Origin of the sequence: Dietzia sp. Cai40 (assembly GCF_014145165.1) — a bacterium.
Taxonomy (GTDB): domain Bacteria; phylum Actinomycetota; class Actinomycetes; order Mycobacteriales; family Mycobacteriaceae; genus Dietzia; species Dietzia natronolimnaea.
In genome coordinates, this window is record NZ_JAALEB010000247.1 from 1 (window position 1) to 6,214 (window position 6,214).

Below are 6,214 nucleotides of genomic sequence, written 5' to 3' on the forward strand. Positions count from 1 at the left end.
CGATCGAGGCCGCCGGGCGGACGCAGCCGGAGTGGGCGGCCGTGCCCGCCCGCGACCGGGCCGAGATCCTGCGCCGCGCGTACGAGCTGATCCTCGACCGCGCCGACGAGCTGGCGCTGCTCATGACCACCGAGATGGGCAAACCGCTGGCGGAGGCCAAGGGCGAGGTCACCTACGGGGCCGAGTTCTTCCGCTGGTTCTCCGAGGAGGCCTGCCGCATCCGCGGGGACGCCCGCCGTTCGCCCGACGGCAAGACCCGTCTCATGGTGACCCACGAACCGGTCGGGCCCTGCATCCTCATCACCCCGTGGAACTTCCCCCTGGCCATGGCCACCCGCAAGATCGGCCCGGCCGTCGCCGCCGGCTGCACCATGGTGTTCAAACCGGCCAACCTCACGCCCCTGACCTCGCTGTACGTGGTGGACCTCCTGCGCGAGGCGGGGCTCCCCGACGGCGTCCTCAACGTCGTGTGCACCACCGAGCCGGGCAGTGTGGTGGGACCGTGGATCGACTCCGGGATCGCCCGCAAGCTGTCGTTCACCGGGTCCACGCCGGTCGGCCGGATGCTGCTGGAGCAGTGCGCGCGCGGGGTGCTGCGCACCTCCATGGAGCTCGGCGGGAACGCCCCGTTCGTGGTGTGCGAGGACGCGGACATGGACACCGCCGTGGCCGCCGCGATGGCCGCCAAGATGCGCAACATGGGCGAGGCCTGCACGTCGGCCAACCGGATCCTCGTCCACCGTTCGGTTCTGGACGAGTTCGGTCGGCGCCTCACCGAGAAGATGTCCGCCCTGACAGTCGGCGACGGCACGCGGGACGGCACCGACGTGGGCCCGTTGGTCGAGGAGAAGGCCGTGGCGAAGGTGGTCGACCTGGTCGACGACGCCGTGGGGCGCGGGGCCGAGGTGCTGTGCGGCGGATCGCGGACCGAAGGACCCGGGTACTTCTACCCGCCCACCGTCCTGACCGGGGTGGCGGCCGACTCCGACCTGATGTCCACCGAGATCTTCGGTCCCGTGGCCGCCCTGATCCCGTTCGACTCCGACGACGAGGCGGTGGCCCTGGCCAACGACACCGAGTTCGGCCTGGTCTCCTACGTGATGACCGAGAATCTCGACCGCGCGATGACCATGTCCGAGCGCCTGCAGGCCGGGATGGTGGGCATCAACACCGGGATCGTCTCCAACCCGGCCGCGCCGTTCGGTGGCATCAAGCAGTCCGGGCTGGGCCGCGAGGGCGGGCTCACCGGGATCGAGGAGTTCGTGGAGACCAAGCTCGTCGCGATCCCGGTGCGCTGATCGCCCGCCGCCCTCCGCCCTCCGCCGGTGGGCGGTTCGGCGGAAGGCGGTGGGCGGTGGGTGGTCAGCCGGTGGGCGGTCAGCCGGTGCGGACCCGCCCGGCGAGCCGGTGCCGCTCGGCCTCGGACATCCCGCCCCAGACGCCGTACAGCTCGCGGTGGGCCACGGCGTGCGCGCGGCACTGCTGGATGACCGGGCACTGCGCGCAGAGCTTCTTGGCCGCCGTCTCCTTACGCCGGCGCAGGCTCCTCGACTCGTTCTCGGAGTTGTAGAACAGGTCCGGTACGTCCTGGCACATCCCGTACTCGGCCCAGGCCCATCGTTCGTCGATCCTTCTCGTCGCGGTCGTCATGGCACTCCCCCCGTCGGTCCCAGCTTCATTCACGCTCGAGGGAGTTCGGCACACCCCCAGGGGTGGGACGGGTCACAACTGTTAAAGTTTCCAGATGCCGGTCAGGGTCTCGGTGGAGAACGACTACACACTGGTCATCGCCGGTGTGCACGCACTGCTGGCCGCGTACCCCGGCCGCGTGGAGGTCGTGGTGAACGGGCCCGGCTCCCGCGCAGGTGTGCCCGTGGACGTGGTGCTGTTCGATACCTTCGCCTCCCCGGTCGACTGGCAGGCCCGGTGCTCGGCCATGGCCCTCGACCCGGCGATCGGGGCCGTGGCCGTCTACTCGTTCGTCACGGATCCGCGCGCGGTCGACGAGGCCTTCGCCTCGGGGGCGACGGGGTATCTCTCCAAATCACTGTCCGGCGAGGAGCTGCTCGGGGCCGTGGAACGGGTCGCGGCGGGTGAGCGGGTGCGCCTGCTCGGCCGCGACGGCGAGGACACGTCCCCCGGACTGTGGCCGACCGGCGACGTGGGCCTGACCCCCCGGGAGTCGGAGATGCTCGCGCTGATCGCCCAGGGCCGGTCCAACGAGGAGATCGCCGCGGCCTGCTACCTGTCGATCAACACGGTCAAGACCTACATCCGGGAGGCCTACCGCAAGATCGGGGTGACCACCAGACCGCAGGCGGTGGCGTGGGCGATGCGCAGCGGGCTCGCGGTCTCCCGCTGAGCGTTCAGTACCCCAGTACAGCGCCGAGGAATCTCCGGGTGCGCTCGTGGCCGGGCGAGTCGAAGAACTGCGCGGGCGGCGCCGACTCGACCGCGACGCCCTCGTCGAACATCACCACCCGGTCGGAGATCTCCCGGGCGAAGTTCATCTCGTGGGTGACCATGAGCATCGTCATGGTCGAGTCGTTGGCGAGGTCACGGATCACCTTGAGCACCTCCCCCACGAGCTCGGGATCCAGGGCCGAGGTGGGTTCGTCGAAGAGCATGATGTCCGGCTTCGTGGCCATGGCCCGGGCGATCGCCACGCGCTGTTGCTGGCCACCGGACAGCTGCGGCGGCTTCTTGGCTGAATGGTCGGCCAGACCGACGAGCGCGAGCAGCTCCTCCGCCTCCTGCCGCGCCGTCGCCTTGTCCTTGCCCAGCACGTGCACCGGCGCCTCCATGACGTTCTCCAGCGCGGTCATGTGTGGGAACAGGTTGAACTGCTGGAACACCATGCCGATCCGGCTGCGGATCTGCCTCATCCGCTTGGTCTCGCGGGGCCTCTTCCTCGCGACGTCGGTGTTCCACAACTCGTCGCCCTCGACCAGGACGCGTCCCGAGGTCGGGTACTCGAGGGTCATGAGCACTCGCAGGATCGTGGTCTTGCCGGAACCGGACGGACCGATGATCGAGATCTTCTCGCCCTTGGCAACAGTGAAGTCGAGCTCCCGCAGGACCCTGTTCTCCCCCCAGTTCTTGCTGACCTTCTCGAAGCGGACCATCGGTTCCCCCGGCTCGCCGAGCTCAGTGGACGGTGCCATAGCGGGTCTCCAATCGACGTAGGACGAGTGTGCACGGGACGCTCACGACGAGGTAGAGCAGCGCCGCGATGGTGAAGGGTTCGATGTAGCGGAACTCCGACTGCCCGATCGCCTTGGCCACGGACATGAGTTCGTAGACGGTGATGGCGGACAGGATGGCCGAGTCCTTGAACATCTGGATGAGGTAGTTGCCCAACAGGGGGACCACCCGTCGCACCGCCTGGGGCAGGACGATCCGTGTCCAGGTGCGTCCGCCCGGCAGATTGAGGGCCGTGGCGGCCTCCCACTGACCCACCGGGATCCCCTCGATACCGGACCGGTAGACCTCGGCCGTATAGGCGCTGTAGTTGACGCCGATCACGATGATGCCGGTGACCAGCGCGCTCATGGTGACGCCGTACTCCGGCAGGACGTAGAACACGAAGAACGCCTGGACGAGCAACGGCGTCCCACGGATGAAGTACACGAGAAATCCCAGGATCTGCGAGACCACCGGGATCCGCAGGTATCTGAACACGGCCACGAGCAACCCGAGGACAGCCGCGATGGCCATGCCGGCGAAGGTGATCTGCACCGTGGTGACCAGCCCCCGGAGCAGGTCCGGGATGATGCTGATCGCGAAGGCGTTGTCCCAGATCATCAGCTCACCCCCTGCGTCCGGCCGGTGAGGGCGGTGAGCAGCGACCGGCGCTCACGGGTCGGTGAGAACCGCCGCTCCAGGAGCGCGATGATCACCGAGATGACCAGACTCAGGACGAAGTACAGGAGCAGGATGATCCCGTAGATCAGGGCGGTCTCACCGGTGGCGGACCGGATGAGCCCCGCGTTGAAGGTCAGGTCCGCCACCGTCACCAGGGAGACCAGTGAGCTGTTCTTGAGCAGGTCCACCATGACGTTGCCCATGGGCGGCAGCATCGCCGGGATCGACTGCGGCAGCAGGATGCGGCGCATCCGTTGGGCGGGCGTCATGTTGAGCGCGATCGCGGCCTCCGTCTGGCCCTTCGGCCGGGACGCGATGGACCCGCGGACCACCTCCGAGGCGTACGCGCCCTCGTTGAGGCCCAGCGCGAGGACACCGGCGAAGATGGCGGTGAGCTGGACCCCGAAGAACGGGAGGGCGAAGAACAGCCAGAAGAGCTGCACCACCAGCGACGTGCCGCGGAGGAACTCCACGGTGCACGCCGCCGGCCAGCGCACCCAGCGGTGGGTGGACAGGCGCGCCAGGCCCAGGGCGAAGGCCACGACCAGCGCGAGCGCCGCGCCGAGGACCGTCACCTGGACGGTGGTGATGAAGCCCTGCCGGATGAGAGGGAGGTATTCGGCGATAGCGTCCATCGATCGCCGGTCAGCCGTCGACGGCGCAGAGTTCCTCGGTCGTCACGCCCTCGACGACGGTGGGGTCGAATCCCCACTTCTCGAGTATCTCGGCGAACTCGGGCTCGGTCTTGAACGACTCGAGCTCCTCGTTGTAGGCGTCGAGGAAGTCCTGGTCCTCGGTCCGGAACGCGGCGGACGAACCCGTGCTGGGGGCGTCCTCGATCGGCTCGGTGACCTCGACGCCCTCGAGCTCGCGCAGGGACAGCGTGGGCAGGAGGAAGGCGTCGATACGATCCGCGTTGAGCGCGTCGGCGCCACCGCGGGCGTCGGTGACGTTGATGATCTGGCCGGCCCCGACTCCCGCCGTCTCGAGGATGCCCTGTTCGAACCCGCCGGGGACCACACCCACGCGCAGGTCCGGCCGCTCCAGGACGTCGGCGATGGTGAGGATGTTCTCCGGGTTGCCGGGCCGCACACCGAACGACTCGGTGGAGACGATCACGGGTGAGGCGTAGGCGACCTCGCGGCAGCGTGACTGCTTCATGAACAACCCCGCGGCGATGGTGTCCCACCTGTTGGCCTTGAGCCCCGGGATCATCGCGTCGTAGCCGGAGACGATGCCCTCGACCCTGTCGATCCCCATCCGCGCGGCGACGGCCCTGACGACGTCCGGCTCCGCGCCGGTGACGGTGCCGTCCGGAGCGAGCTCGGTGTAGGGCGGCTCGTTGCCGATGGCGATCCGCAGGCCCTGCTGTCGGGCCCGCTCGAGGAGGCCGCCGCCTCCGCCGGCCTCGGGGCCGCCGGTCTCCGTGGTGGTGCAGGCGGCGAGGGATCCACCGACCGCGACCACCCCGCCCAGTGCCAGTGCTCCCCGGAACAGTTGCCTTCGCGAGATGGTGGTGTTCATCGGTGCCTCCGTCGGGTTGAAGTTAACGGTTCATCGACCGTATGGCCGGGCGGTCCGGGTCCATCACCTAACGCGACAAGCGTGACCTCGCCGTAACAATGAACCTCAACGGGCCTCGCCGCCCTCGCGGACCCGGACGAGCCCGTCCCTCATGTGGTCGACCAGCAACACCCTGGCCCGATCCGGGTCCCCGGCACGCACGGCGTCGGCGATCGCACGGTGTTCGATGAGCCTTGACGCCGCGTCCGAGTAGGTGCCGCGCATGGCGTGCAGGCACATGCTCGTCTCGACCAGCACGGTCTCGTGGACCCTCGACAGGCGTGGGCTCCGGGCCGCCTCGACCAGGACGTGGTGGAAGTCCAGATCCGCGGCGACCATGGCCTCCGACCGCGGTTCGTCGGCGAGGGAGGCCATCGCGTCGACGGCGGCGTCGAGCGCGTCGGCGGTGACGACGCCCAGCCCGAGGTCGAGCACCCGGTCCAGCGCGGCGGTCTCGACGGTCGTGCGCAGCAGGTACATGTCCTCGACCGCCTCGGCGGAGAGGTCGGCGACGAACAGTCCCCGGTTGCGGTGTGAGACGAGCAGCCCCTCCTGCGTCAACCGTTGCATGGCCTCCCGCAGCGGCCCGCGGCTCACGCCGAGCGACCTCGCCAGCGCGGCCTCCCCGAGCTGCGTACCCGGGGGGAACGTGCCGTCCGAGATCGCCCGGCGGAGGGTGCGCGCGATGAGCGCGGGGGTCGATTCCCGGACGACGGGCTCCAGCCCGACGACGGGCTCCGGACCGGGGTCCGGTCCGAGCGCGGTCATCCCCCGGCACCTCCGGCGG

8 protein-coding genes are annotated in these 6,214 nt (G+C 69.4%); 2 read left to right on the forward strand and 6 right to left on the reverse strand.

The window, feature by feature from the left end:
• The coding region (locus G6022_RS10120; protein ID WP_182691491.1) for an NAD-dependent succinate-semialdehyde dehydrogenase at positions 1 to 1,298 on the forward strand (1,298 nt) is incomplete at its 5' end.
• A 79-nt stretch (positions 1,299 to 1,377) separates the two neighbouring features.
• Here G6022_RS10120 and G6022_RS10125 read toward each other — a convergent pair.
• The gene (locus G6022_RS10125; RefSeq protein ID WP_179524515.1) at positions 1,378 to 1,650 is read right to left on the reverse strand and encodes a WhiB family transcriptional regulator; all 273 of its coding nucleotides are present in this window, start codon (positions 1,648 to 1,650) and stop codon (positions 1,378 to 1,380) included.
• A 94-nt stretch (positions 1,651 to 1,744) separates the two neighbouring features.
• Here G6022_RS10125 and G6022_RS10130 point away from each other — a divergent pair, with 94 nt between their 5' ends.
• Entirely contained in the window at positions 1,745 to 2,362 is a 618-nt protein-coding gene (locus tag G6022_RS10130; protein ID WP_179524514.1) for a response regulator transcription factor, read from the forward strand.
• Between the two features lie 4 nt (positions 2,363 to 2,366).
• Here G6022_RS10130 and G6022_RS10135 read toward each other — a convergent pair whose 3' ends face one another.
• From G6022_RS10135 to G6022_RS10155, 5 genes are all read right to left on the reverse strand, one after another.
• Positions 2,367 to 3,125 carry an amino acid ABC transporter ATP-binding protein gene (locus G6022_RS10135; protein WP_182639063.1) on the reverse strand — a complete coding sequence of 253 codons (759 nt, stop codon included), beginning with the start codon at positions 3,123 to 3,125 and terminating at the stop codon, positions 2,367 to 2,369.
• Positions 3,126 to 3,147: 22 nt separating this feature from the next.
• Positions 3,148 to 3,804, reverse strand: a complete 657-nt coding sequence (gene ehuD, locus G6022_RS10140; RefSeq protein ID WP_107748884.1) for an ectoine/hydroxyectoine ABC transporter permease subunit EhuD — start codon at positions 3,802 to 3,804, stop codon at positions 3,148 to 3,150.
• Positions 3,804 to 4,499, reverse strand: coding sequence for an ectoine/hydroxyectoine ABC transporter permease subunit EhuC (ehuC, locus tag G6022_RS10145; protein WP_107748885.1), 696 nt, complete (start codon positions 4,497 to 4,499; stop codon positions 3,804 to 3,806). Before ehuC ends, ehuD begins: the two co-directional genes overlap by 1 nt.
• Positions 4,500 to 4,509: 10 nt before the next feature.
• A complete protein-coding gene (gene ehuB / locus G6022_RS10150; RefSeq protein WP_107748886.1) occupies positions 4,510 to 5,388 on the reverse strand; it encodes an ectoine/hydroxyectoine ABC transporter substrate-binding protein EhuB in 879 nt (292 codons plus the stop codon).
• 105 nt (positions 5,389 to 5,493) lie between these two features.
• Positions 5,494 to 6,195 (reverse strand): GntR family transcriptional regulator, encoded by a 702-nt coding sequence (locus G6022_RS10155; protein ID WP_182691493.1) that lies wholly within the window; start codon positions 6,193 to 6,195, stop codon positions 5,494 to 5,496.
• Between the last annotated feature and the right edge of the window lie 19 nt (positions 6,196 to 6,214).

Coding starts and splice junctions, on each gene's coding strand:
- ehuD (WP_107748884.1), bottom strand. CDS start 3,804: ATGATCTGGGACAACGCCTTCGCGATCAGCATCATCCCGGACCTGCTC.
- ehuB (WP_107748886.1), bottom strand. CDS start 5,388: ATGAACACCACCATCTCGCGAAGGCAACTGTTCCGGGGAGCACTGGCA.
- ehuC (WP_107748885.1), bottom strand. CDS start 4,499: ATGGACGCTATCGCCGAATACCTCCCTCTCATCCGGCAGGGCTTCATC.
- G6022_RS10125 (WP_179524515.1), bottom strand. CDS start 1,650: ATGACGACCGCGACGAGAAGGATCGACGAACGATGGGCCTGGGCCGAG.
- G6022_RS10155 (WP_182691493.1), bottom strand. CDS start 6,195: ATGACCGCGCTCGGACCGGACCCCGGTCCGGAGCCCGTCGTCGGGCTG.
- G6022_RS10135 (WP_182639063.1), bottom strand. CDS start 3,125: ATGGTCCGCTTCGAGAAGGTCAGCAAGAACTGGGGGGAGAACAGGGTC.
- G6022_RS10130 (WP_179524514.1), top strand. CDS start 1,745: ATGCCGGTCAGGGTCTCGGTGGAGAACGACTACACACTGGTCATCGCC.